The 23,430-nt window shown below is 73.2% G+C and carries 26 protein-coding genes; 16 read left to right on the top strand and 10 right to left on the bottom strand.

The window, feature by feature from the left end; genetic code table 11:
- The first annotated feature begins 14 nt into the window (after window positions 1-14).
- The 4 genes from CP982_RS37820 (at window position 15) to CP982_RS37835 (ending at window position 3,556) form a co-directional block, all read left to right on the top strand.
- On the top strand, window positions 15-929 hold the full coding sequence (locus CP982_RS37820) for a carbohydrate ABC transporter permease (RefSeq protein ID WP_150514615.1): 915 nt from the start codon (window positions 15-17) through the stop codon (window positions 927-929).
- On the top strand, window positions 926-1,855 hold the full coding sequence (locus CP982_RS37825) for a carbohydrate ABC transporter permease (RefSeq protein WP_150514616.1): 930 nt from the start codon (window positions 926-928) through the stop codon (window positions 1,853-1,855). Before CP982_RS37820 ends, CP982_RS37825 begins: the two co-directional genes overlap by 4 nt.
- Before the next feature lie 103 nt (window positions 1,856-1,958).
- On the top strand, window positions 1,959-2,744 hold the full coding sequence (locus tag CP982_RS37830; protein ID WP_150514617.1) for a hypothetical protein: 786 nt from the start codon (window positions 1,959-1,961) through the stop codon (window positions 2,742-2,744).
- Between the two features lie 95 nt (window positions 2,745-2,839).
- Window positions 2,840-3,556 carry a VOC family protein gene (locus CP982_RS37835; RefSeq protein WP_150514618.1) on the top strand — a complete coding sequence of 239 codons (717 nt, stop codon included), beginning with the start codon at window positions 2,840-2,842 and terminating at the stop codon, window positions 3,554-3,556.
- Between the two features lie 8 nt (window positions 3,557-3,564).
- On the opposite strand, the gene CP982_RS37840 is transcribed toward CP982_RS37835, so the two are convergent.
- Together CP982_RS37840 and CP982_RS37845 are read right to left on the bottom strand one after the other, a co-directional pair.
- Window positions 3,565-3,747, bottom strand: coding sequence for a hypothetical protein (locus CP982_RS37840; RefSeq protein WP_150514619.1), 183 nt, complete (start codon window positions 3,745-3,747; stop codon window positions 3,565-3,567).
- A 109-nt stretch (window positions 3,748-3,856) separates the two neighbouring features.
- Entirely contained in the window at window positions 3,857-4,771 is a 915-nt protein-coding gene (locus CP982_RS37845; protein ID WP_150514620.1) for an NAD(P)-dependent oxidoreductase, read from the bottom strand.
- 75 nt (window positions 4,772-4,846) lie between these two features.
- Between CP982_RS37845 and CP982_RS37850 the strand changes: the two genes are divergently transcribed.
- The gene (locus tag CP982_RS37850) at window positions 4,847-5,236 is read left to right on the top strand and encodes a MerR family transcriptional regulator (RefSeq protein ID WP_150514621.1); all 390 of its coding nucleotides are present in this window, start codon (window positions 4,847-4,849) and stop codon (window positions 5,234-5,236) included.
- 159 nt (window positions 5,237-5,395) lie between these two features.
- Window positions 5,396-5,473 carry a 50S ribosomal protein bL37 gene (locus CP982_RS43345; RefSeq protein ID WP_375256634.1) on the top strand — a complete coding sequence of 26 codons (78 nt, stop codon included), beginning with the start codon at window positions 5,396-5,398 and terminating at the stop codon, window positions 5,471-5,473.
- Window positions 5,474-5,529: 56 nt separating this feature from the next.
- On the opposite strand, the gene CP982_RS43045 is transcribed toward CP982_RS43345, so the two are convergent.
- The gene (locus CP982_RS43045) at window positions 5,530-6,327 is read right to left on the bottom strand and encodes an STAS domain-containing protein (protein ID WP_308294325.1); all 798 of its coding nucleotides are present in this window, start codon (window positions 6,325-6,327) and stop codon (window positions 5,530-5,532) included.
- Here CP982_RS43045 and CP982_RS37860 point away from each other — a divergent pair.
- Window positions 6,224-7,267 (top strand): NUDIX hydrolase, encoded by a 1,044-nt coding sequence (locus CP982_RS37860; RefSeq protein WP_150514623.1) that lies wholly within the window; start codon window positions 6,224-6,226, stop codon window positions 7,265-7,267. The genes CP982_RS43045 and CP982_RS37860 overlap by 104 nt on opposite strands.
- A gap of 31 nt (window positions 7,268-7,298) precedes the next feature.
- Here the strand turns inward: CP982_RS37860 and CP982_RS37865 are convergent, their stop codons facing one another.
- The gene (locus CP982_RS37865) at window positions 7,299-8,219 is read right to left on the bottom strand and encodes a helix-turn-helix domain-containing protein (RefSeq protein ID WP_170316577.1); all 921 of its coding nucleotides are present in this window, start codon (window positions 8,217-8,219) and stop codon (window positions 7,299-7,301) included.
- A gap of 274 nt (window positions 8,220-8,493) precedes the next feature.
- Here CP982_RS37865 and CP982_RS37870 point away from each other — a divergent pair, with 274 nt between their 5' ends.
- Both CP982_RS37870 and CP982_RS41980 read left to right on the top strand, forming a co-directional pair.
- Entirely contained in the window at window positions 8,494-8,937 is a 444-nt protein-coding gene (locus CP982_RS37870; RefSeq protein WP_150514625.1) for a peptidase inhibitor family I36 protein, read from the top strand.
- The gene (locus tag CP982_RS41980; protein ID WP_170316578.1) at window positions 8,922-9,890 is read left to right on the top strand and encodes a hypothetical protein; all 969 of its coding nucleotides are present in this window, start codon (window positions 8,922-8,924) and stop codon (window positions 9,888-9,890) included. Before CP982_RS37870 ends, CP982_RS41980 begins: the two co-directional genes overlap by 16 nt.
- Before the next feature lie 35 nt (window positions 9,891-9,925).
- Here CP982_RS41980 and CP982_RS37880 read toward each other — a convergent pair whose 3' ends face one another.
- Together CP982_RS37880 and CP982_RS37885 are read right to left on the bottom strand one after the other, a co-directional pair.
- Entirely contained in the window at window positions 9,926-10,642 is a 717-nt protein-coding gene (locus CP982_RS37880; protein ID WP_150515927.1) for an MBL fold metallo-hydrolase, read from the bottom strand.
- Between the two features lie 161 nt (window positions 10,643-10,803).
- A complete protein-coding gene (locus CP982_RS37885) occupies window positions 10,804-12,156 on the bottom strand; it encodes a tannase/feruloyl esterase family alpha/beta hydrolase (RefSeq protein ID WP_150514626.1) in 1,353 nt (450 codons plus the stop codon).
- A gap of 260 nt (window positions 12,157-12,416) precedes the next feature.
- On the opposite strand from CP982_RS37885, the gene CP982_RS37890 reads away from it, so the two are divergent.
- Both CP982_RS37890 and CP982_RS37895 read left to right on the top strand, forming a co-directional pair.
- Window positions 12,417-13,733, top strand: coding sequence for a sensor histidine kinase (locus CP982_RS37890; RefSeq protein WP_150514627.1), 1,317 nt, complete (start codon window positions 12,417-12,419; stop codon window positions 13,731-13,733).
- Window positions 13,733-14,398 carry a response regulator gene (locus CP982_RS37895; RefSeq protein ID WP_150514628.1) on the top strand — a complete coding sequence of 222 codons (666 nt, stop codon included), beginning with the start codon at window positions 13,733-13,735 and terminating at the stop codon, window positions 14,396-14,398. Before CP982_RS37890 ends, CP982_RS37895 begins: the two co-directional genes overlap by 1 nt.
- A 10-nt stretch (window positions 14,399-14,408) precedes the next feature.
- Here CP982_RS37895 and CP982_RS37900 read toward each other — a convergent pair whose 3' ends face one another.
- Window positions 14,409-15,767, bottom strand: a complete 1,359-nt coding sequence (locus tag CP982_RS37900; protein ID WP_150514629.1) for a dipeptidase — start codon at window positions 15,765-15,767, stop codon at window positions 14,409-14,411.
- Window positions 15,768-15,989: 222 nt separating this feature from the next.
- On the opposite strand from CP982_RS37900, the gene CP982_RS37905 reads away from it, so the two are divergent.
- From CP982_RS37905 to CP982_RS37920, 4 genes are all read left to right on the top strand, one after another.
- Window positions 15,990-17,192: a geranylgeranyl reductase family protein gene (locus CP982_RS37905; RefSeq protein ID WP_150514630.1), complete on the top strand. Its 1,203-nt coding sequence runs from the start codon at window positions 15,990-15,992 to the stop codon at window positions 17,190-17,192.
- Window positions 17,193-17,404: 212 nt separating this feature from the next.
- Window positions 17,405-17,986 (top strand): response regulator, encoded by a 582-nt coding sequence (locus CP982_RS37910; protein WP_150514631.1) that lies wholly within the window; start codon window positions 17,405-17,407, stop codon window positions 17,984-17,986.
- A gap of 94 nt (window positions 17,987-18,080) precedes the next feature.
- Complete coding sequence (locus CP982_RS37915) at window positions 18,081-19,358, top strand: sensor histidine kinase (protein ID WP_184924837.1); 1,278 nt, start codon at window positions 18,081-18,083, stop codon at window positions 19,356-19,358.
- A 23-nt stretch (window positions 19,359-19,381) separates the two neighbouring features.
- Complete coding sequence (locus CP982_RS37920; protein WP_150515928.1) at window positions 19,382-20,047, top strand: response regulator transcription factor; 666 nt, start codon at window positions 19,382-19,384, stop codon at window positions 20,045-20,047.
- On the opposite strand, the gene CP982_RS37925 is transcribed toward CP982_RS37920, so the two are convergent.
- Together CP982_RS37925 and CP982_RS37930 are read right to left on the bottom strand one after the other, a co-directional pair.
- The gene (locus tag CP982_RS37925; protein WP_372503490.1) at window positions 20,008-20,346 is read right to left on the bottom strand and encodes a DUF6332 family protein; all 339 of its coding nucleotides are present in this window, start codon (window positions 20,344-20,346) and stop codon (window positions 20,008-20,010) included. The two genes, CP982_RS37920 and CP982_RS37925, sit on opposite strands and share 40 nt — an antisense overlap.
- Before the next feature lie 86 nt (window positions 20,347-20,432).
- Complete coding sequence (locus tag CP982_RS37930) at window positions 20,433-21,941, bottom strand: MFS transporter (protein WP_150514633.1); 1,509 nt, start codon at window positions 21,939-21,941, stop codon at window positions 20,433-20,435.
- A gap of 86 nt (window positions 21,942-22,027) precedes the next feature.
- On the opposite strand from CP982_RS37930, the gene CP982_RS37935 reads away from it, so the two are divergent.
- On the top strand, window positions 22,028-22,447 hold the full coding sequence (locus tag CP982_RS37935; protein WP_150514634.1) for a MarR family winged helix-turn-helix transcriptional regulator: 420 nt from the start codon (window positions 22,028-22,030) through the stop codon (window positions 22,445-22,447).
- 52 nt (window positions 22,448-22,499) lie between these two features.
- On the opposite strand, the gene CP982_RS37940 is transcribed toward CP982_RS37935, so the two are convergent.
- Complete coding sequence (locus CP982_RS37940) at window positions 22,500-23,231, bottom strand: maleylpyruvate isomerase family mycothiol-dependent enzyme (RefSeq protein ID WP_150514635.1); 732 nt, start codon at window positions 23,229-23,231, stop codon at window positions 22,500-22,502.
- Window positions 23,232-23,430 lie beyond the last annotated feature (199 nt).

Raw genomic sequence — 23,430 nt, forward strand, 5'->3', positions numbered from 1 at the left:
GGGGAGCGCACTCCGTGCCGCAGAACACCGCGCGGCGCGCCGGACGGCGTACGACGCGGCGCTTCACCCGCCGCGACATCGTCGTTCTCGGCGCGCTCTTGGGCATACCCGTCCTGCTGGACGTCGTCATCGTCTGGGGGCCCGCCCTCGCTTCCGTCGGCCTGTCCTTCACCTCCTGGGACGGCATCGGGGACATCCACTGGGTGGGCGGGGACAACTACGAGAACCTGGTCCAGGACTATCCCGCGTTCTGGCCCGCCGTCCGCCACAACCTGCTGTGGATCGCCTTCCTCGGACTCGTCGCGACGCCCTTCGGGCTCCTCCTCGCGGTCCTCGTCGACCGGGGCATCCGCTTCAGCCGCTTCTACCAGTCCGTGCTCTACATGCCGGTCGTGCTCTCGCTCGCCGTCGTCGGCTTCATGGCACAACTGCTGCTCGGCACCGACCAGGGCGTCGTCAACACCATCATCGGCAACGAACAGGACCCCGTCGACTGGCTCGGCGACTCCAGCGTCAACCTGTGGATGATGATGCTCGCCGCGAGCTGGCGGCACGTCGGCTACGTGATGATCCTCTACCTGGCCGGACTGAAATCCGTCGACCCCGAGCTGAAGGAAGCCGCGGCGATCGACGGCGCGAACGAACGCCAGACCTTCTTCCGGATCACCTTTCCCACCCTGCGCCCCGTCAACGTCGTCGTGGGCGTCATCACGGTCATCGAAGCGCTGCGCGCCTTCGACATCGTCTACGCGGTGAACAAGGGCCGCAACGGCCTGGAACTGCTCTCCGTACTCATCACCGACAACATCATCGGGGAGGCGAGCCGCATCGGATTCGGCTCGGCCATCGCGGTCGTGCTGCTCAGCGTCTCGCTGGGCTTCGTCGTCGTGTTCCTGGTCCAGGAGCTGAGAGGAGCGCGCGAGAGATGACCGCGGACCTGAAGTCCACGACACGGGCCGGCGACGTGACGCCGATCGCCCCGGGCACCGCACCGGACCGCCGTCCGCGCCGGGGCCGATACGGCGTCCACATCTTCCTGTCCGCGGTGTGCCTGGCGTTCGTCGCACCGCTGCTGCTCGCCGTCTACACCAGTCTGCGCCCGTACGAGGAGACCGCCAGGGACGGCTACTTCTCCTGGCCGGACAAGCTGTCCCTGGACTACTACCGCGAGGCCTACACCGCCTCCGGCATGGGCACGTACTTCACCAACACGCTGATCATCGCCGTGCCCGCGGTGATCGTCACGCTGTTCCTCGCGGCCTTCGTCGCCTTCGCGGTCTCCCGGCTGAACATCCGCGGCGGCCTCGCGCTGCTCATGTTCTTCACCGCGGGCAATCTGCTCCCGCCGCAGGTCCTGGTGACCCCGCTCTACGTCCTCTTCCTGAAGATCGACCTGCCCTGGTGGATGTCCGACTCGATGACCCTCTACGACTCGTACTGGGCGGTCATCCTCGTCAACATCGGCTTCCAGGTGGGGTTCTGCGTCTTCGTCCTCTCCCAGTTCATGCGCACCCTGCCCAAGGAGATCCTGGAGGCCGCGGTGGTCGACGGGGCCGGGGTGTGGACCCAGTTCTGGCGCATCACGCTCCCGCTGTGCCGCCCGGCCCTGGCGGCGCTCGCCACCCTCGAATTCACCTGGATCTACAACGACTTCCTCTGGGCCCTCATCTTCATCTCCAACCCCGACAAGCTCCCCATCACCTCGTCCCTGAACAACCTCCGCGGCCAGTTCTTCACCGACTACAACCTCCTCGCGGCAGGCTCGATCCTGGTCGCCCTCCCGACGATCCTGGTGTTCCTCCTCCTCCAACGCCACTTCATCGCGGGACTGACACTGGGGTCCAGCAAGGGCTGAGGCGGGCCGAGCCGACGGCGCGCCCCGTGTCCGGTTCGGGTGCTTGTTGGGGCCCGGGTCAGGTCCGAGGCTGTGCACTTCGACCAACGAGCCAGGGGGGCACGTGACGATCTTCCGCAAGGCGCCCGACCACAGCGACCTGCTGCACCAGATCCTCCGGGAACTCGGCGAGCTGCGGCAGCGCGCCGACGCCCAGGAGCGCGCCGCCGACCAGGCGAGGCAGGACGCCAACGCGGCCATCAGCCGCGGCCTCGCCGAGATCCGGGCCGTGGTGCGCGACGGCCTGGACCGCTGCAACGACACGATCCGCGACCCGCTCATCCGCATCAGCACCGAACTCGTCGCCGTCCGCGCCGCCATCGCCGCCATCAGCGAACCGGGCCGCGACAGGCCCGTCGCGGAGCCCCCGGCGGCCGGGCCCGCGCCCGTCCGGCACGCCGAGCCCGCACCGCCCAAGGTCGACGCCCACGACGCCGCCCCCGCGGGCGAGAGCGGCGACGGCCACACCGGCCTCCTCCGCAAGGCCGCCGGCATCTCCTCCGCCAAGCTCGAAGTCCACCGCGACACCTGGGCGTTCCTCGTCGAACACGCGGGACAGGACCGGCACTTCCACATCCCCGGCGCCGTCCGCGAGGAGAAGGGCACCGTCACCGTCGACGTCTCCGGCCTCAGCCTCGTCGCCGTCCTCACCAGTCTCGACGCCACGCGACACACCTCAGGCGTCGATCCCGGCACCGTGGCGATCGCCCATCACCTCTATGAGCGCGTCGCCGACACCGTGCGCTCCCTCGCAGCCCCACCCCACCCGGCCGGTCAGCCCGTCGCCATCACCATCGACGACCGCATGGCCGCACCGGACGGCGAAGACCGGCCACCGACGAGGAGCTGACACCGACGAGGGGCTGACCCCGTACCGCACCGAAATCCGCTTGCCGAGCCGTCCGGGCATTCGATACCCAGCATCTGGACGACAAGGAGCACTGGATGACCACCCGACTGGGTTCACGGACCGCGTTCTGCTGGATGGACCTCAAGACCCGCGACCTGTCCGGCACCGCCGCCTTCTTCTCAAAGGTGCTGGGCTGGCGCTTCGAGGTGGACGAGGAGGACTGGCGCCGGGCCACCAGGATCTTTGTCGGCGGGCACCGGATCGGCGGTGTGAGCGACCTCGCCGATCCGGTCTATCCCCCGGGGACGCCCGCGCACATCGCCCACTACCTGGCGGTCGACGACGTCGACCGCCGCACCGGAGCGGCGACGGCGAACGGGGCCTCGCTCGTGGTCCCGCCCTTCGACGCGGGCGGCCAGGGCCGCATGGCGACGTTGGTCGATCCGATGGGTGCCGCCTACTCCCTGTGGCAGCCGTACCAGTTCGCCGGGTGGGAGCACCCGCCCGGCCTCGGGAGCGCCCCGCAGCGCATGGTCCTGGCATGCGACCAGCCGGACCGGGCCCGGCGCTTCTACGGGGAGACGACGGGCGCCCGGCTCGACCGCGTCGACTTCGTGGGCGTACACGGACCCGCCGCGACCACGCCCCGGTGGGAAGTCGTCGTCGGTGTCGACGATCTGGACGGTGTGGTCGCGCGCGGTCGGGACAGTGGCCCGGACGCCGTCACCCGGTCCGAGGAGAACGGTCGGCCCGTGGTGCGGTTGAGCAGCCCCGAGGGGCTGACGGTCCGGGTCCGCCGTCTGAACTCGTGAACCGGCGGTCAGGTCGGTCCGTGGCCGGCGTCGGCCCTGGCGGGGGTCTCGGCCCAGATCCGCGCCGCGACCGCGTCCACCTCGTCCTGCGGCAGGCCCGCCTTGACCGTGATCACACCCTTCGTCCCGTCGGGGAACGTGGCGTCGCGCATCTCCACGCCCAACCGGGCCGGCACAGGCTCCTCAGCCATGACACCCCTCTCGACGACTGGACCTCCACGATTACCACGAACGTCCCGCCGGCCTGAGGAAGCGTTTCTCCGGGCGTGGCGGTCCCGTGTCCCCGCCGTCGGGCGCCGCTCAGGAAGCGGGGGAGGGCTGCTTGAAGGCCTCGTAGACCGACATGTAGTTGTGGTCCCCGTGTCCCTGGGCGACCGCGCGCTCGGCGACCTCGCGCATCAGGTGGGGGAGCTCGGAGTGCACGCCCTGCTCCTCGGCGGCGCGGGCGATGTGCTCAAGGGCGTTCACGTTCATCCGCAACGTGCCGAGCGTGCCCGGGTAGTTGCCCTTGTCCAGATCGACGGCGTGCGCGGCGAGGGAGGACGGGGCGAGGACCGAGGGCGCGAACCAGCCGAGCGCGATGTCGGCGAACTCGGTCGCGGAGACGCCCGCCGAGCCGACCAGGGCGGTGGCCTGCAGATAGCCGTTGAGGGTCGCGTACATCATGTGCAGGAGGGCCGTGTTGTACAGCACCGCGAGCGTCGGGTCCGCGCCGAGGAAGCGCGGGTCGCCCAGGCTCGCGAGCGTCGCCCGGTGCTCGTCGAGGACGGCGCGGTCGCCGCTGTAGAGGAACACCGCGTCGGGCCGTCCGACCAGCGGCGGCGGCACCATGATGGCGCCGTCGAGATAGCGGGTGCCGAGGTCGGAGGCCCAGGAGACCGCGGCGCGGACCTCCTGTGGCGTACCGGAGTTGAGGTTCACCAGGACCCGGTCCCGCAGGGCTTCCCGGGCGGGCCCGAACACCTCGTACATCGTGGCGTAGTTGTTGAGGCACATGATCGTGACGGGGCTCGCGGAGACCGCGTCCGTGATGCTCGCGGCGAGCGAGGCGCCCTGGGCGACGAGGCCGCTCGCCCGCTCCGGCGTGCGGTTCCAGACGGTCGTGGGATGGCCCTTGGCCAGCAGGACTTCGGCGAGGACCAGGCCCATGGGGCCGAGGCCGACGACGGTGACGGGGGCCGGGGAAGTCGTGGCAGTTGATGCGTGGTTCGTCATGCGGCCTAGACTGCTCTCTCACATCGATGTGAGAGTCAATCGATGCGGGAGGCGACGGGACGTGGTGGTGATCACATGCGCATGGGTGAGTTCTCCCGGCGGACCGGTGTGAGTCAACGGCTGCTGCGCTACTACGAGGAGCAGGGGCTGCTCGCTCCCGTGGGGCGTCCCAGCGGGTACCGCGAGTACACGGAGGAGGACGTGGTCACGGTGCGTGGCATCCGCGTCCTGCTGGCCGCGGGGCTCAGCACCGCCACCATCGCGGAGCTGCTGCCCTGCATGGTCGACGACGGCAAGGTCCTCGCCCCCGGCTGCTCCGGCATGCTGCCGGACCTCGCCAGGGAGCGCGAGCGCATCGACGAGGCTGTCGCCGGTCTCCTGGCGGCCCGTGCGCGTCTGGACGAGATCATCAACGCGCCGGTGCCGGTCGCGCCCGGTGGCCAGGACGCCTGCTACGTGGGCTGAGGCATCCCAGGGGCGTGCGCGGCTGCCGGGTCCCAGGAGGCGGCGAATCGCGGGTGGGGCAGGGGTGTGCCACGGTGGAGGGACGCCCTGGATCACACGCCGGGCCGTCCGCCGGATCCGCGAAGGCTCACCCGGCGCTCGGCAGGGAGAGGAGCACGCATGTCCTCGAAGCGACGCCGCAAGAAGAAGGCCCGCCGCAAGCACGCGGCCAACCACGGGAAGCGTCCCCAGTCCTGACGCTCGGCCCTGACCGGGCGGGGGCGGCTTCGGGCCGCCCCCGCCCCGGCCGGCGGCTACGTATCGGGCTCCGGCTGCCCCAGCGCCTCCCGCACCGACGCCACCGGCGCGAGGGCCACCCGCAGACCGGTGATGCCCATGACGCGCAGCGTCATGGGATCGCGGCAGACGACCCGGAGCGCGGCGCCCCTCGACGCGAGGCGGCGCCGCGCCCGCATGAGCAGGGTGAGGCCCGAGCAGTCGATGAACGTGGCCTGGGTCAGGTCGATGACGACGGTCTCCGCGGAGCCCCCGGTGACCGGATCGAGTACGGGCGCCGCCCGCTGGAAGCCCACGAGGTCGATCTCGCCGCGCAGTTCCACTACGACACTGTCGCCGGACTCGTACACCCGAGGCGGTAAGTCCGGAATCTCGCACGCGAATTCGCGCAGTTCGTCCTGATGCACTAATCCCCCCAGGGCCGGCGCCGGCCGATGTGCGAGGCCGGGGCGGGAGTGGTGAAGCAACCGGAATGAGGAGGTCACCAGGGGCCGGGGTGCCTTGCGGATCACGCTAGCGGGCCGGACCCCGCGCCGCAGTGCGGGAACGATTCGTGGGGTGGCGCTGTCACTCGATGGGGCGAAGTTGCCGCGAGAGACTTGACATGATCTGGCGGCTTTTGGTCTGGCGTCGGCGGCCGTCATCAGGTGCTGGTTTCCGTGGCAGTGTGTTGCGGGCAAGCCACTGGGGGCCAACAGAAGAGGGGGAAACGTGATCGTCTGGATAAATGGGGCTTTCGGGGCGGGGAAGACATCCACCGCGCGGGAACTGATCGAGCTGATCCCGAACAGTGCGCTCTTCGACCCCGAGGTCATCGGCGGCGCCCTGCCGCAACTGCTGCCCGCCAAGCGACTCGCGGAGGTGAGCGACTTCCAGGACCTGCCGATCTGGCGGCGCCTCGTGGTGGACACGGCGGCCGGGCTGCTCGCCGAGCTCGGCGGGGTCCTCGTGGTGCCGATGACACTCCTGCGCCAGGAGTACCGGGACGAGATATTCGGCGGGCTCGCCTCGCGGCGGATACCGATACGCCATGTACTGCTCACCCCGGACGAAACGATCCTGCGCGAACGCATAGCCGACCGCGAAATCCCCCAGGACCTGCCCGATGGCGAACTGCGCATTCGCCAATGGTCGTTCGACCACATCGAGCCCTTCCGTGCCGCGCTCGCCGCCTGGCTGGGGGCGGACGCGCACCGCGTCGACACCAGCGCCCTGACGCCGTACGAGACGGCCGAGCACATCGCCGAGGCGGTGCGCACCGGAGCCGCCCCCGTCTGCGAGATCGTGCAGACCCCCCAGCCCACCGCCGAGACCCTGGCCGCGGGCGTGCTGCTCTTCGACGAGCGGGACCGGGTGCTGCTCGTCGACCCGACGTACAAGGCGGGCTGGGAGTTCCCCGGCGGGGTCGTGGAGCGCGGCGAGGCGCCCGCCCGCGCCGGCGTGCGCGAGGTCGCGGAGGAGACCGGCATCCGGCTCACCGGCACGCCGCGGCTCCTCGTCGCCGACTGGGAGCCGCCGCTGCCGCCCGGCTACGGCGGGATGCGCTTCCTCTTCGACGGCGGCATCCTCGCCCGCGCCGACGCCGAGCGCCTGCTGCTGCCGGGGCCCGAGCTGCGCGACTGGCGCTTCGTCACCGAGGAGGAGGCCGCCCGGCTGCTGCCGCCGGTGCGCTACGAGCGGCTGCGCTGGGCCCTGCGCGCCCGGGAGCGGGGCGTCCCGCTGTACCTGGAGGCCGGGGTGCCGGTGGGCGACTGAGCCCGCGCGGGCGCGAGCGCCCGCGGCCCGGTCAGGCGGGCAGCGACGGACGGCAGCCGTCGAGGAGCGACACACCGAGGGCCGTGACCGTGTGCAGCGTCGTGTTGCGGTGCCGACGGCTGGAGACGAGGGCGGCCTCGCGCAGCGCCGTGAGGTGCCGACTGGCGTTGGACGGTGTCAGACCGGTCTGCCGGGCCAGTTCCGTGGTGGTGAACGTGCCGTCGGCCGCGGCTTCGAGCAGGAGCGCCCGGGCCCGGCCGAGGAGCGCGGTCAGCGACCGCAGGGCCGGGGCGCCCGGGCGCGGGCGCTCCCAGCCGGGGCGGTGCTCGACGGGGTGGACGAGGACGGGTTCGAGGCTGGGGTCGAAGAGGGCGGTGGGGCCGTAGCGGCAGAAGAAGGAGGGCTGGAGCAGCAGCCCGCGGCCCGCCAGACGCAGCTCCTGCTCGACGGGGAAGTCCAGGCTGAGCACCGGGTACTCCCAGCGCGCGGAGGCGTGCAGGGTGTCGAGGACGGCTGCCCAGCCGCCGTGGGCCAGCTGTCTGGCACGCAGCATCACGTCGCGGCGCACCGCGTCCTGGACGGTGTGCCAGTACGGGCGCAGACCGGCGTCGAAGTACGCGTGCGCGGTGTCGGCGAGCCGGCCGAGCAGCGGTGCCGAGCCCGTGGCCAGCTCCGCCGTCCACGCGGGCAGCCGTGTCCCCGGGTTCACCCGCTCGAAGGTGTCGAGCTCCGTGCGCAATCGCCGGCGTGGGGTGGACCGCAGCGCCTCCGTCTGGGCGGCCAGGTCCTCGCCGGTCCGGGGCGTGAGGAAGTCGCAGGTGTAGCCGCGCGCCGGGGAGAGGGCGGCGAGCAGCCGCGTCGCAGCGGGCAGGGACGGCGCCACCTGTCTGCGCCAGGGGCCGAAGAGCACGGAGGTGTCCCGGCGCTGGAACCGGTGGAGGCTGATGTTCAACTCCCACATCGGATCCGGTTCCCGGGTGAAACGGGTGCGTGCCAGATCGTCGGAAGTGAAATGAATCCTGAGCATTCCGATTCCCCGTACTCATCGGCGCACTTCTCATCGGAGTGGTTCTTCCGGCGGCGCGTGCGACGACACCGCCTCGTACCGCGGTCTTTGCGTCCAGGCGCACACTTCTACCAGTCGGCCGGGTGAATGCAGGAGGCTCTTTTCGGCACGAAGTCCGGTACGGAGAACGTGCCGGACCACCACGGTCGAAGGGGGAAAGATGCGCAGGAAAATCGGTGTGGCCGTTGCCTCGTCGGCGCTGATGCTCGGCGGTCTCGCGGCGGTTCCGGCGTCGGCGGGGGACTCCTCGGGAGGCGGGAGCGAGGCCGCGGCCCTCGAGTGCGGTGCCGGTGACGCTTGCTTCTGGGTGGACATCAACTACGGCGGGCGCCCGGGGCACGTCGCGGGGAACAACCCGAACTTCCGGGCCTTCCCGAAGGCTCAGTGCCCGAGCGGCACCTGGAACGACTGCATCAGCTCCATCGCCAACCGCGGCCGCAGCTGCACCGTCTACTTCTGGACGGGCTTCAACTACACCGGGCGCTACCACAGCCTGGGCCGGGACGACGAGGTGCCGAACTTCGCGGCGGCGCCGCCGGTCGGCTACAACGACCCGGCGTTCAACGACGCCATCAGCTCCAACCACTGGTGCACGCCGAGGTGACGCACCGGCCACCACGAGCCGTGTGCCTCCTGGTGGCCGCGCTGGCCGGTCTGGCGGGCTGCTCGGGCTCCGAGCCCGCCGGGCCGGCCGCCGCGCGGCCGGAGCGGACGCCGTCCGCCGGGCGGCTGCCCGCCGCGGCCGTCGACATGGTCACCCGCTCCGGCACCTGGCCCCGCACACAGCAGACCCTGGACACGGCCGTGAACGAACTGGTCCACCGGTGCATGAAGCGCGCGGGTTTCGCCTACCCCGCCGCGCGGGCCCCGCTGCCCGAGGCGTTCGACGACGCGAAGGCCCTGGTCGACCTGGACCGCCGCAAGCGGTACGGCTACGGCATCGCGGCCCGGCCGCCGGCCGCCGGGCAGCCGCCCGCGCCCTACTACACCGGCCTCGACGAGGACCGGCGGCGCCGCTTCGACCTGGCCTTCTCCGGGCCGCCCGGCGTCAAGAAGGAGGTGGAGACGGGCATGGGCACGGTGCGGGTGGCCGATCGGGGCTGCGGCGCCGAGGCGCGCCGCCGGCTCACCGGCGACGTCGTCTCCTGGGCGCGCATGTACTACGTGCCGCAGGCGCTCAACGGTCGCCTTGATGCCCAGGTGCCCCGGCAGCCCGGTTATGTCTCGGCACTCACCGGCTGGCGCGTGTGCATGACGGAGCGCGGCCATCCCTTTCCGACTCCCGAAAAGGCACGGAAGAGCCTGGCGGACGCGTACGGGAATTCCGGCCGGAAGAATGCGCAGCTGAAGGCGAACGACGCGTTCCGGTGGAAAGAGCGCGCCATTGCCGTTGCGGACGGCGAATGCGCGCTTAAAATGCGGCTGCCCGAGTCCGCTTTGGCGGGCCGACGGGCGCTCGTCGCTTCCCTGCCGGGAAAGGACCGCGCGCTGCTCGCCGAGCTCACGCGTCTGCAAAGCGCGGCCCTGGAACGGGCGGAGAGGGTCGTCGGCCGCTGAGGGCCGCCGCCCCCGCCCGCCCCGCCCAGCCGGTGTCAGGCCGTCGCATACCGTGCCGCCGCCGCCCGCAGCACCGCTGACGCGTCCGCGAGGACCGGGTCGCCATGACCGAAACACGCCATGTCCGATTCCAGGGCGACGAGCCGGTGGAAGGAGGCGACGGCCTGCCCCGCGTCCTGGTTGAAGACGCCGAGGAGCACCCCCGTCTCGGGGGCGTTCGCGATGGCGTCGCCGGTGAACAGGACGCCGTGCTCCGGCAGATGCAGGGCGATGCTGCCCCGGGTGTGCCCGGGCGCGCCGACCACGTGGGCGCCGCCGCCGAAGGGCAGGACGTCGCCGTCCGTCACCTCTTGCGGCTCGGCGGCGTACACCCGCTGCTCGGTCGGCTTCGGCACGCTCTTCGACGTCTCGGTGAAGAGCGGCACCTCCCAGTCCTCCAGGACCGGTGCCGGGCCCGGGACCTCGCCGCGCACCATGGGCGCGTCCAGGTGGTGCGCGAACACCGTGGCCCCGGTGACGGCCGCGAACTCGCCCGCGCCGCCCACGTGGTCGCTGTGGAAGTGCGTCGTCACGACGCGCCGTACGTCGCGGGTGCGGAGCCCGAGACCCTCGATCGCCTCGGCGATGACCGCTCCCGCGCCCGGGGGACCCGCGTCCACGAGGGTCAGCTCGTCGCCGTCGCGCCACAGATAGGCCTGGCCGACGGGGAAGCGGAACAGGTGGAGCCGGGGCTTGAGTTCGATGATCTCGATCTGGTTCATGCGGTGACGGTAGGGACGGCGTGCCCTCGGGAGCGAGCGCTCTTCGCCGGGGGCGTACGGGTTCTGCTCCCGGCAGAGCGGGCCGGTCGGAGCGGGCAGGCCCGAGCGCGCCGGTCCGAGCGGGCGCCGGGGTGCGGGGGCGGGCGCCGGGCTCAGAGCGCGCACGTGTGCACCGGATCGCCGGCGGGGCGCGGCACCGTACGGCTGCGCGGGGGCGCCGTACCGCTCTCCACCCAGGCCGTCAGCGCGTCGAAGGCGTCGCGCGCGCACGGCAGCAGGGGGCGGACGAGGCCCGGGTGCGCGCCGTACAGGCCGTCCGTGTGGGTGCCGCCGGTGATGCGGTAGGAGCGGTGGAGCGGGCCGCGCCGGGCGTTGTCGACGAGCCGCGCGTAGGTGTCGGAGCCGGGGCCGATGGGGACCAGGGCGTCGAGGGTGCCGTGCACGGTCAGGAGCGGGCGTGCGATGCGGCCGGTCAGCGCGAGCCTGCCCACGGTGTCGTGCACCGCGCGCGGGCGCGCCGCGTAGTCGTAGTCCGTGTCGCAGCCCCGGCCGGTGCCCTCGGGGCAGAACGGCGTCCCGGCCTCGGCGGCGCCGTCGTAGCCGGGGTCGACCTCCTCGCGGAGCAGGCGCTGGAGGGTGTCCCACTGCGCCGTGTAGTGCGTGTCCCACAGGGGTTCGGACTCCGGCGGGTACCCCGCGGCCGCCATCGCCTCGCGTGCGCCCGGCTCGCCCGCGCGGAGCCGCGGGTAGGCGCGCAGCGCGGGCGGCAGCGTCGTGAGGAGGTTCGGCGCGTCCCGGGTCAGCAGGACGCCCTCCCAGTCGAGCCCGCCGTCGTACAGCCACGGGACGTTCTCCAGCTGCCAGCGCACCAGGTAGCCGCCCATGGACATGCCCGCCGCGTACGTGCGCCGGGGCGCGCGGCCGTAGTGCCGCGCCGCGACCCGCTGGGCCGCGACCGTCAGCTGGGCCAGGCGCCGATGCCACTCCGCGATGGCGTCTCCGGGGCGTACGCCGTCGCGGTACAGCGCGGGACCGGTGTTGCCCTTGTCGGTGGCGGCGAAGGCGTAGCCCCGCGCCAGGACGTGATCGGCGATGGTGCGGTCGTTGGCGTACTGCTCCCGGACGCCGGGCGGCCCGGCCACGACGAGGCCGCCGTTCCAATGCTCGGGCAGACGGATCACGAACTGGCTGTCGTGGTCCCAGCCGTGCGTGCCGTTCGTGCGCGAGGAGTCCGGGAAGTAGCCGTCGAGCTGGACGCCGGGCACGCCCGAAGGGCCGCGGGTGCCGGGCGCCACCAGGCCCGCCCAGTCCGCCGGGTCGGTGTGGCCGGAGGCGACCGTACCGGCCGTGGTGAGATCGCCGAGGCAGGCGGCGACGGTCTTCTCGGCGCCGGGGACGCGCAGCCCCTCGCCGGGGCAGGCGCCGGGCGGCGGCGCGGCCGTGGCGGCGGGGACGAGCGTCGCGAGGAGCAGCGCCGCGGTGGTGGCGGCCAGGTGACGGATCATGCGCGAGGCTCCCTGTCTCGTGGTGGGCCCGGCCGCGACGGCGGAGGGGCAGGGCGACCGTAGGGGGCGGCCGGGGGCGGCCGTCAGTGCCGGAAGGCCAGAGCGGCGGGCACGCTCCCGGCCCGCGCCCTGCCGAGGGACACGTGCCGAACGGCCAGAGCCCGACGAGGAGCCGCCGAGGGGTCGTGGGCCGCGGCCCGCCCCCAGTACCGTCGTCCGCACGCCGTCCGTGGGCAGGGGCGGATGCGGGGGAGGGGCGGATGACGACCACACCGTGGCACCCTCGGGAGCCGTCGCCGACGCGACCGGCCCACGCGCCGCCCTGGGTGTCCTCCGTGCTCTACACGGCCGTGCTCTTCGCGGGCGTGTACTACGACCTCGTCGGGGACGAGCCCCAACCGCCCGTGCGCGCCGCCGGGTTCGTCGCGGCGCTGGGCGCGCTGTTCGCCCTGGACGCGGCGGAGCGGTGGCGCCACCGGCGGTCGGGCGCCTCGCGCGCCCTCGCGGTGGGCGTGCTCGTCGCGCGCGTGGGCCTCTTCGCCGCGGTGGCCTCCTGCGACAGCGCGGGCCTTTCCCGGGCGTTGTTCGTCCTGGTGCCGTTCACGGCGTACTTCGCCCTCGGGCGGCGCGCGAGCCTCGTCCTCGGCGCGGGCTGCGCGGGCGCGCTGCTCGGCCGGTACGCGGTGACCGCCGACGGCTGGTACACGGACGCCGAAGCGATCTCCGACCTGCTGATGTTCGCCCTCGTCCTGACGCTCACCGTGTCGATGGCGGCCGTCGCGACGGGGGAGCAGGACGCCCGGTGGCGCCTGGAGTCGACGGTGCGTGAACTCTCCGCCTCCCACCGCCGGTTGCGCGCGTACGCCGCCCGGGTCGCCGAACTGTCCACGGCCGAGGAGCGCAACCGGCTCGCCCGCGAGATCCACGACAGCATCGGCCACCACCTCACGGCCATCGCCGTGCAGGTGGAGAAGGCGGAGGCGTTCCGCGACCTCGACCGGGCGGAGTCCGATCGGGCCCTGGCCGCGGCCCGCTGGTCGGCGCGGCGCGCCCTGGAGGAGGCCCGCCGGTCGGTGCGGGCCCTGCGGGACGAGCCGGAGCCGTTCTCCCTGTCGGGCGCGCTCTGGGACCTGGTCCGGCACGCGGCCGGCGGCGGCGGGCCCCACCTCACCCTCGACGTCACGGGCGAGGAATCGGCATACGGAGATGTCCAGTTGACCGCGCTGTACCGCGCCGCCCAGGAGGCCCTGACGAACGCCCGCCGCCACGCGGACGCGGCGCACGTCCACCTCGGCGTGGAGTACGGACCGGCCGAAGCGCGGCTGACCGTGACCGACGACGGCCGCGGACTGCCCGCCTCCGCCGCCGCCCGGACCGTCCCCGGCGTCGGGCTGCGCGGCCTGCGCGAACGGCTTCAGCCGCTCGGCGGCGAGCTGCGCGTGCGCGGCACGCCCGGCGGGGGCACGACGTTCACGGCGACGGTGCCACGGGTGCCGTCGGCCGCGGAGGCGGTGCCGGAGCCGGGGCCGGGCACGGCGGACATCCCGGACCCACCGGCGCCGACCGGACGCACCTGATGAACTCCCCCGACCCCGAAGTCTCCGAGGCCGTACGCGTCCTGGTCGTCGACGACCAGGAGCTGGTCCGCGAGGGCATCGCGTCCCTGCTCGGCATCCAGCCCGGCATCCACGTGATCGGCACGGCCGCCGACGGCGCCGGGGCGGTGGACGCCGCGCTCTCGCTGACGCCCGACGTGATCCTGATGGACGTACGCATGCCGGGCATGGACGGCGTCACGGCCGTCGCCGCCGTCCACGGTCGCGCTCCCGCCTGCAAGGTCGTCATGCTCACCACGTTCGACGACGAGGAGTACGTCGTGCGCGCCCTGCGGGCCGGGGCCGTCGGCTACCTCCTCAAGAGCCTGCCCGCGGCCGAACTCGCCGACGCCGTACGGCTCGCCCACCGGGGCGTGGCCCAGCTCGACCCGGTGGTGGCCCGGCGCCTCGCGGCCGGGCCACCACCACGGCCCCGCGCGGAACCGGAACCGGCCGGTTCGCCCACCGCCCGCGAGATCGAGATCCTGCGGCTCGTCGCCGCCGGGGCCACCAACCGCGAGATCGCGGCTCAGCTCTACCTCAGCGAGGGCACCGTCAAGAACCACATCTCGCGCATCCTCACCCGCCTCGGCCTGCGCGGCCGTGCCCAGGCCGCGCTCTACGCCAGGGACCACGGCCTGCTGTAGGGCCGCGAGGTCACGCCCCGGTGGCGTACCGCTGGAGGAACAGGGCCTCGGCGACCGACATGCGCTCCAGCTCGTCGGGCGACACGCTCTCGTTCACGGCGTGGATCTGCGCCTCCGGCTCGCTCAGGCCGATGAGGAGGATCTCCGCGTCGGGGTAGAGGGCGCCCAGCGTGTTGCACAGCGGGATCGAGCCGCCCATGCCGGAGGCCTGCATCTCCTGGCCGTCGTACGCCTCGCGCAGGGCGGCCGCCATGGCCTCGTACGCCGGGCTGGTGACGTCCGCGCGGAAGGCCTGGCCCTGGCCGACCTGCTCCGTGCGCACCCGGGCGCCCCACGGCGTGTGCGCCTCCAGGTGGGCGCGCAGCAGCTTCGTCGCCTCCGCCGCGTCCACGCCCGGCGGCACCCGCAGGCTGATCAGCGCCCGCGCGCCCGCGTGCACGGACGGGGTCGCGCCGACGACGGGCGGGCAGTCGATGCCGAGCACGGTGACGGCAGGGCGCGCCCAGATGCGGTCGGCGACCGTGCCCTCGCCGATGAGGCCGACCCCGTCGAGGACCTTCGCGTCCCTGCGGAAGTCGTCCTCCGTGTATTGCAGGCCCTCCCAGACGCCGCCGTTGTCGAGGCCGTCGACGGTCGTCGAGCCGTCCTCGGCGCGCAGCGAGTCGAGAACGCGCACCAGGGCCGCGAGCGCGTCCGGGGCGGCGCCGCCGAACTGCCCGGAGTGGAGGTTGCCTTCGAGCGTGTCGATCTCCACGCGCACGAGGGTCATGCCGCGCAGGGTCGCGGTGACCGTCGGCAGCCCCGCGCGGAAGTTGCCCGCGTCGCCGATGACGATGGTGTCGGCGCGCAGCAGGTCGGGGTGGGCCTCGGCGTACCGCTCCAGGCCGCCGGTGCCCTGCTCCTCCGAGCCCTCCGCGATGAACTTCACGTGCACCGGGATGCCGCCGTTGGCCTTCAGGGCGCGCAGCGCGAGCAGGTGCATGACCACGCCGCCCTTGCAGTCGGCGCTACCGCGGCCGTACCAGCGGCCGTCGCGCTCGGTCAGCTCGAAGGGGGGCGTGGCCCAGCCGGACTCGTCGAGCGGGGGCTGCACGTCGTAGTGCGCGTACAGGAGCACCGTGGGGGCGCCCTCGGGGCCCGGCAGGAAGCCGTACACCGACTGCGTGCCGTCCGGGGTGTCCAGGAGCGCGATGTCCTCGAAGCCCTCGGCGCGCAGGGCGTCGGCCACCCAGTTCGCGGCGGCCTCGCTCTCGCTCCGCGGATACTGCTCGAAGTCCGCCACCGACTTGAAGGCCACCAGCTCGGTGAGCTCCGCCTTCGCCCGCGGCATGAGCGAAGCGACGGTCTCGGCGATCGGATTCGACGGCATGGGCACGCTCCTCGTAGGTGCGACGTTGTCCCTGTGGGACGGGTGAAACGGTTCACTGTGGTTGTGCGTGGAAGCCGCGCGCGCGGCCGGTGGGCCACGGTGCGTGCGGTGTGCACGTTGCTGATCCTCCCACAGGAGGGTCGTACGGGCGTGCGCCGTAGGATGCCTCCCAGAGAGCAAGGACAGCGCGGCCAAGACGTGGATCGGGAGCGGAAGACCAACGTGAGCAGCGAGAAGTCAGCGGACGACGCGCGGCAGGTGTGGGACGTCGTCGTGGTCGGCGCGGGCCCCGCGGGAGCCTCCGCGGCCTATGCGGCGGCCGTCGCGGGACGCAGCGTCCTGGTCCTGGAGAAGGCCGAACTGCCGCGGTACAAGACCTGCGGCGGCGGCATCATCGGCCCCTCGCGGGACGCGCTGCCCCCGGGCTTCGAGCTGCCCCTGCGGGACCGGGTGCACGCGGTCACGTTCACCCTGGACGGCAAGTTCTCCCGCACCCGCCGCTCGCGGAAGACGCTCTTCGGGCTCATCAACCGGCCGGAGTTCGACCAGCAGCTCGTGGAGTACGCCCAGAAGGCGGGCGCCGAGGTGCGCACCGGCGTCACCGTGGCGCGCGTGGAGCAGCACGGCCCGGCGGTGCCCGACCGGCGCACGGTCGCCGTCGTCCTCCAGGGCGGCGAGACGGTCCTGGCGCGCGCGGTCGTGGGCGCCGACGGCAGCGCGAGCCGCATAGGAGCACACGTCGGGGTGAAGCTGGACCAGGTGGACCTCGGCCTGGAGGCGGAGATCCCCGTGCCCGCGACGGTCGCCGAGGACTGGGCGGGCCGGGTGCTCATCGACTGGGGCCCGATGCCGGGCAGTTACGGCTGGGTGTTCCCCAAGGGCGACACGCTGACCGTCGGTGTGATCTCCAAGCGCGGTGAAGGCGCGGCCACGAAGCGGTATTTGGAGGACTTCGTCGCCCGGCTCGGCCTCGCGGGCTTCGAGCCGAGCATCTCCTCCGGCCACCTCACCCGCTGTCGCAGCGACGACTCGCCGCTGTCCCGCGGCCGGGTCCTGGTGTGCGGCGACGCGGCGGGCCTCCTTGAGCCGTGGACCCGCGAGGGCATCTCCTTCGCGCTGCGCTCGGGCCGCCTCGCGGGGGAGTGGGCGGTGCGTATCGCGGAGGCGGGCGACGCGGTGGACGCCCGCCGCCAGGCGCTGAACTACGCGTTCGCCGTCAAGGCGGGCCTCGGCGTGGAGATGGGTGTCGGGCGGCGCATGCTGACCCTCTTCGAGCGGCGCCCCGGCCTGCTGCACACGGCGATCACGACCTTCCGCCCGGCGTGGAACGCGTTCGCGAAGATCACCCGTGGCTCGACCACGCTGGCCGAGATCGTGCGCACGCACCCGATGGCGGGTCGCGTGCTCAGCAGGCTCGACCGGTAGGGGCGCCGTGGGGGCGGGCGGCCGCCCGCCCCCACGGCCTCGCGCCCCCAGCGGTGCGCCCGTCCCGCACGCCTCCTGGGAGGAAACGCGCGGAGCTACTGAGTTCGGTGATCCGCCTGTGAAGAATGAGAAGTCGTCTAGCGTTTCGCATGAAGGTTTCTCCAACTCGCCAGGGGCATAGGCTGGTTAGCTCGGATGAGGGGGCTCGACACATGCCGTCGCACTCGAAGGTCCTCGTCGTGGACGACCACGAGGATTACCTCTTCGCGCTCGAAAGCGCGCTGGCTCCGCTCGGCTACGAGACGACGTGCGCGACCAACGGGGACGACGCCCTCAAGGAGATACTCCGTGGTCACATCGCCGTAGCCCTGCTCGACGTGCGCATGCCCGGCGTCGACGGACTGGACGTGGTGCGTTACGTACGGGGCGTGGAGCAGACGCAGCTCCTGCCGATCATCCTGCTGACCGGCTTCGACGTGAGCCAGGAGCTGTCGGCGACGGCACTGAGGCTGGGCGTGGCCGACATCGTCGTGAAGCCCGTCGACCCCTGGACGCTGCGCACCAAGGTGCGCTATCTCTACGACACGTACCAGCGGCTGCGCGCGCTCCAGACGGAGGTCGAGGGCTATCGGGCCCGGGGCTTCGACGGTGTGCGCCCCGCCGCGGGCGGGCCGTCCCGACGGGGCGTGCCCAAGGCGGCGGCCGAGCCCCCCGCCCCGCCGGACGGCGTGCAGGTCCGGGTGCCCTCCCAGCCCAAGGGGACGGTGCGCCGCAGACCGCTGCCCAAGGACTGACCGCCGTGCGCGGGCGGCTACTCCCCAGGGAGTACGCCTGATCGCCACGCCTGGCGGACGCCCGGCGCCCCGGCCGCCGTCTAGCGTGGCCGTCATGGACGAACAGCGCGGACGGGGGTGCGGTGGTCCGCCCCGGAGTGGACCACCGAGGGGGCGGCCGGGGCCGCCGTGGTGGCGGTTCCCGGGCGTCGACGACACCGCCCCGGCCGAGCGCCGCCTGCCCTGGCTGACGACCCTGCTCCTCACGGTGTTCATCCAGGTCGGCACGGGCTTCGCGGCGCACGGCCAGCCCGGGCGCGCGGAGGTCGACGGCCTCGCGCGGGCGCTGCTCCTGGTCGCGTCCGGCTCCCTGCTGCTGCGCCACCGCCACCCCGTGGCCGTGGCCTACGTCACCGCCGGGACCACCGTGGTCTATCTCGGCGCGGGATATCCGTACGGGCCCGTGTTCCTCACGGTCGCGGTCGGCTGCTTCGCGGCGGTCGTCGCGGGGCACCGGCGGGCGGCGTGGGGCGCCGTCGGGGTGTGGTGGGCCGGGCAGATCCTGATCACGCAGGTGCTGTACCGGTGGCTGCCGCCGGAGGGGGACGGCGCGCGCGGCTGGGGCGAGGAACTGGCCGTCGCCGTCTGGGTGGTGGCGACCGTCGCGGTCTCGGAGCTGGCCCGCACCCGCCGCGAGCAGTGGGCCAAGGAGCGCGCCGAACGCGCGCTCGCGGCCCGGCGGCGCGCCGACGAGGAGCGGCTGCGGATGGCCCGCGAACTGCACGACGTCCTCGCCCACAGCATCTCCGTCATCAATGTGCAGGCCGGTGTGGGCCTCGCCCTGCTCGACTCCGACCCCGAGCAGGCCAGGACCGCCCTGACCACCATCAAGGCCGCCAGCAAGGAAGCGCTCGGCGAGGTCCGTCAGGTCCTCGACACCCTGCGGGCGCCCGGAGCCGCGCCGCGCGCCCCGGCCCCGGGCCTGGACCGGCTCCCCGAACTCGTCGAGCAGGCCGGGAGCACCGGTCTGACGGTGACCGTCACCACGGAGGGCCGCGGCGGCCCGCTGCCGCCCGGCGCGGACCTGGCCGCCTTCCGCATCGTCCAGGAGGCGCTCACCAACGTCGTACGCCACTCCGGCTCGCGGCGGGCGCGCGTCCTGGTGCGGTACGCACCCGGCTCCGTGACCCTGCGCGTCGACGACGACGGGCCCGCCACCGGAGCGGACGCGGGCGGCAGCGGCAACGGCCTCGCCGGAATGCGGGAGCGCGCCGCCGCGCTCAAGGGCACCATTGAGGCGGGCCCGCGCCCCGACGGCGGCTTCCGCGTGACGGCGGTGCTGCCCACCACCGGTGCCGCGCGGCCCGGCCGGGACCGGCATGACGACCAGTGAGCACCACTCTCCAGGAGGCCCCCGTGATCCGCGTACTGCTCGCCGACGACCAGTCGTTGGTCCGCGCGGGGTTCAAGGCACTGCTCGACGCCCAGGCGGACATCGAGGTGGCGGGCGAGGCCGCGGACGGGGACGAGGCGGTGCGCAAGGTGCGGGAGCTGCGGCCCGACGTCGTCCTGATGGACATCCGCATGCCGCTGCTCGACGGTTTGGAGGCCACCCGCAGGATCACCGGCGAACCGGACCTCGACGGCGTACGCGTGGTCATGCTCACCACGTTCGAGCTCGACGAGTACGTCTTCGAGGCGATCCGCTCCGGCGCCTCGGGCTTCCTGGTGAAGGACACCGAGCCCGACGAACTGCTGCGCGCGGTGCGGGCGGTGGTCGCCGGTGACGCGCTGCTCTCGCCCGGGGTGACGCGCCGCCTCATCGGGGAGTTCGCCGCGCGCTCCAAGGAACCGGCTGCCGCCGGGGCGCTCGCCGGCCTCACCGAGCGGGAGCGGGAGGTGATGGCCCTCGTCGGCATCGGCCTGTCGAACGAGGAGATCGCGCGCCGCCTGGTCGTCAGCCCGCTCACCGCCAAGACGCATGTGAGCCGCACGATGGTGAAACTGGGCGCCCGTGACCGCGCCCAACTGGTCGTCCTGGCCTATGAGTCGGGCCTGGTCCGCCCCGGCTGGCTGGGCTGAGCGGGCAGCCCCGGAAGGGCCGCGCGGCGCGCCCGCCACCGCCGGGTGAAGCGCCACAGGACGGTGACGAGACGTGCGACGAAGACGGTGGCGGCGAGCGCGCCGCCCACGGCCGTGAGCGTCGTCGCGACGCCGCCCGAGAGGTCGAAGACGAGGATGGGCCCGCCCGCCACGGCCATGAAGACGAGGGCGGCGGCCGCCACCGCGCTCACGAGCGCGTACCCGATCTCGACCGTGATCGCGTCCCGCTCGGCCTGGCTCCGTCGGCCTTGTCCGACCGTGCCCCCCATGTCATCCATAGGGGGAGTGTCACAGGCCGGGGGCCCGGCGGGCAAGAAACGGCCCGCCGGGCCCAGAGGTCGGCTGTGCTCTGCTCCTCGCGCGGTCAGTCGCCCACGGTGACCCGCTCGCGCGGGGAGTCCGTCCGCGGCTGCGACGAGGCGACCGTGATGCTCCGCTGTCGGCGCCGGGCGCGCAGGCCGGTGAGGTTGATGAGCAGACCGGCGACGGCGAAGGCCGTCACCAGGACCAGACCGGGGCGGTAGCTGTCCAGGACGGCTGCGGGCGAGGCGCCGGTCTCGGGCGAGCCCTCGCCGGAGGCCGTGATGACCGCGGTGGTGATGGCGAGGATGACCGCGCCGCCCACCTGGATCGAGGTGTTGAGCAGGCCGGAGACCATGCCCTGCTCGTGGTCGGCCACGCCGTTGGTGGCCTGGATGTTGAGCGAGGGGAAGACCAGGGCGCAGGCGATGCCGAGCAGCACCATCGACGGCAGGATGACCGCGACGTACGTCGGCGTCAGGTCGATGCGCAGGAACAGCGCGTACGACGCCACGAGCAGCGCGAAGCCGGTCACGATGACCCGGGTGGTGCCGAACCGGTCGATGACACCGGCGATCTTCGTGGCGGAGAGGGCCACGATCACGCCCGCGGGCAGGAAGGCGAGCGCCGTCTCCAGGGCCGACCAGCCGAGCAGCGACTGGAGGTACTGGGTGGCGATGAACTGGAACGAGACGTAGCCGCCGAAGAACGTCACCGCGCCGAGCTGGGCGCGGACCTGCGCTCCCGAGCGCAGCACGCCGAGGCGGATCAGCGGGTTCGGGGTGCGCAGCTCGATGGCGACGAAGGCGGTGAGGAGCACCGCCACGGCCAGGAACGAGAGCAGGGTGCGGGCGGTGGCCCAGCCGACCTCGGGGGCCTGTACGACCGTGAAGACGAGCAGCAGCATCGACGCCGTGCCGGTGACGGCGCCCGGCACGTCGTAGCCGCCGCGCTTCTCCTCGCGCGGGGAGCGGGGGATGAGCTTGAGCCCGGCGACGAGCGCGATGACGGCGATCGGCGCGGGCAGCAGCATGGTCAGGCGCCAGCTGACCTCCGTGAGCACGCCGGACAGGACGAGGCCGAGCGAGAAGCCGGTGGCGGCACAGGTGGTGTAGATGGACAGGGCGCGGTTGCGGACCGGGCCCTCGGCGAACGTCGTGGTGATGATCGACAGGCCCGCGGGCGCGGTGAACGCGGCGCTCAGGCCCTTCACGAAGCGGCTGGCGATGAGCAGCGGCCCGGAGTCGACGAGGCCGCCGAACAGCGAGGTGACGGCGAAGACGCCGAGCGCGATGAGGAAGACCTCGCGGCGTCCGAGCAGGTCGGCGGCGCGGCCGCCGAGCAGCAGCAGTCCGCCGTAGCCGAGGATGTAGCCGCTGACGACCCACTGCAGGGACGAGGTGGACAGGTCGAGGTCGGAGCCGATGGAGGGCAGGGCGACGCCGACCATCGAGACGTCGAGGGCGTCCAGGAACATCGCGGCGCACAGGACGAGCAGCGTGCCCCACAGGCGTGGGGTCCAGCGCTCCGCCGACGCGGAGGCGAGGGGGGCAGGGGAGACCGGTGAAGTCATGCGGAGCACAGTACATGCATATGCATTGACTGCAAGTGCATTTAATTCCGATGCAATAATCGCCCGAATTCTGCTACGGTGCCGCCATGGCGGCGACGAAGGCCGAGCCCACGGCGGAGGCCGAGCAGGGGCTCGTGAACCAGTGGCGGGAGATCCTCGCGGTGCACGCGCGCACCCTGTGCGAGCTGGACCGGGAGCTGCATCCGCACGGCCTGGGCGCGAGCGACTTCGAGGTGCTCGACGTGCTCGCCACGGGCCGTTCCGAGGACGGCGACGGCGGCTTCCGGGTCCAGGACATCGCCTGCCAGGTGCACTTGAGCCAGAGCGCCCTGTCCCGTCTCATCGGCCGCCTGGAGAAGGACGGCCTGGTCGAGCGCGGCATGTGCAGCGAGGACCGCCGCGGGGTGCGGGTCTGCGTGACCGCCAAGGGGCGTCAACTGCACGCCGAGGTACGGCCGGTGCAGCGCGCCGTGCTCATCCGCATGCTGGCGGACCCGGACGCCTGACGGCGGGCCGGGGCGCGCCCGGCCGAGGCCGGGCGTCCGCGGAGCGCGATCGTCAGCCGACCCCCGACGTCTCGCGCCACAGCGTCGCGAGCGCGGTGTCGCCCGTGATCTGCGGGAACGGCAGGCGGTTCCACAGGGCCAGATACAGATACGCCGCCTGACCCGCCACTTCGCAGTCGGCGGGCAGCGTGTCGCCGTGCTCGGTGACGGGCGCCTCCGTGGACAGATGGACCGTCCACGCCTCCTTCGCGTCGGTGGCGCGGATCCGCAGGACGCGCGGCTCCGGCGTCCGCACGCGGCTCTTGGACCGGGCGTGGAAGCCGCGCAGCAGCTCGTCGATGCCGTCCACCGCGAAGTCCGTGCCGACGGCCGTCGGCGTACCGCCGCGCGCGGACTCGGCGTCCACGCGGTGCACGGCCGTCTCGTTCGCCTGCCGCCGCGCCCAGAAGGCGAGCGGGGACGGGGCGGGCAGGAACGTCCAGCACCGCAGGTCGGACGGGGCGGCGGTGAGCGTGGCGACGAGCTGGGCGTGGCCTTCGCGGAACCACGCCACGAGGTCGGCGCCGTTCAGGTCCGGCGCGTCCTCCCAGGAGCGGAACGAAGGGTGCGCGTCGGCGACGAAGGCGGCAGCCCAGCGGTGCACCGCGCCCGTGTGCCGCAGCAGGTCGCGCACCTGCCAGCCGGGGCAGGTCGGCACGGCGGCACCGGTGCCCGCCTGCTCGGCGGCGCGGGCGAGCAGCCGGCCCTCCCGGTCGAGTATCTCGATGTGCTCGGCAATCTCCATGCGGGGATTGTGCAGGACGAAGCCGCCGCGGTGTGGGGGAAGGAGCGACCGCGTGCGGGCGACCGCGACCGGTTGCGGCGGACGGGGCGGCGCCTGCGACCGGGCTCGGTATGCGTGCGGCGGGTGGGGCGGTGTGCGGGGCCCGGCGCGGCCACAGCGTGTGGGCCCGCCCGCGGCAGGTGACGGGCGGGTGCGGCGC

The sequence above is a fragment of the Streptomyces spectabilis genome (assembly GCF_008704795.1).
GTDB lineage: Bacteria > Actinomycetota > Actinomycetes > Streptomycetales > Streptomycetaceae > Streptomyces > Streptomyces spectabilis.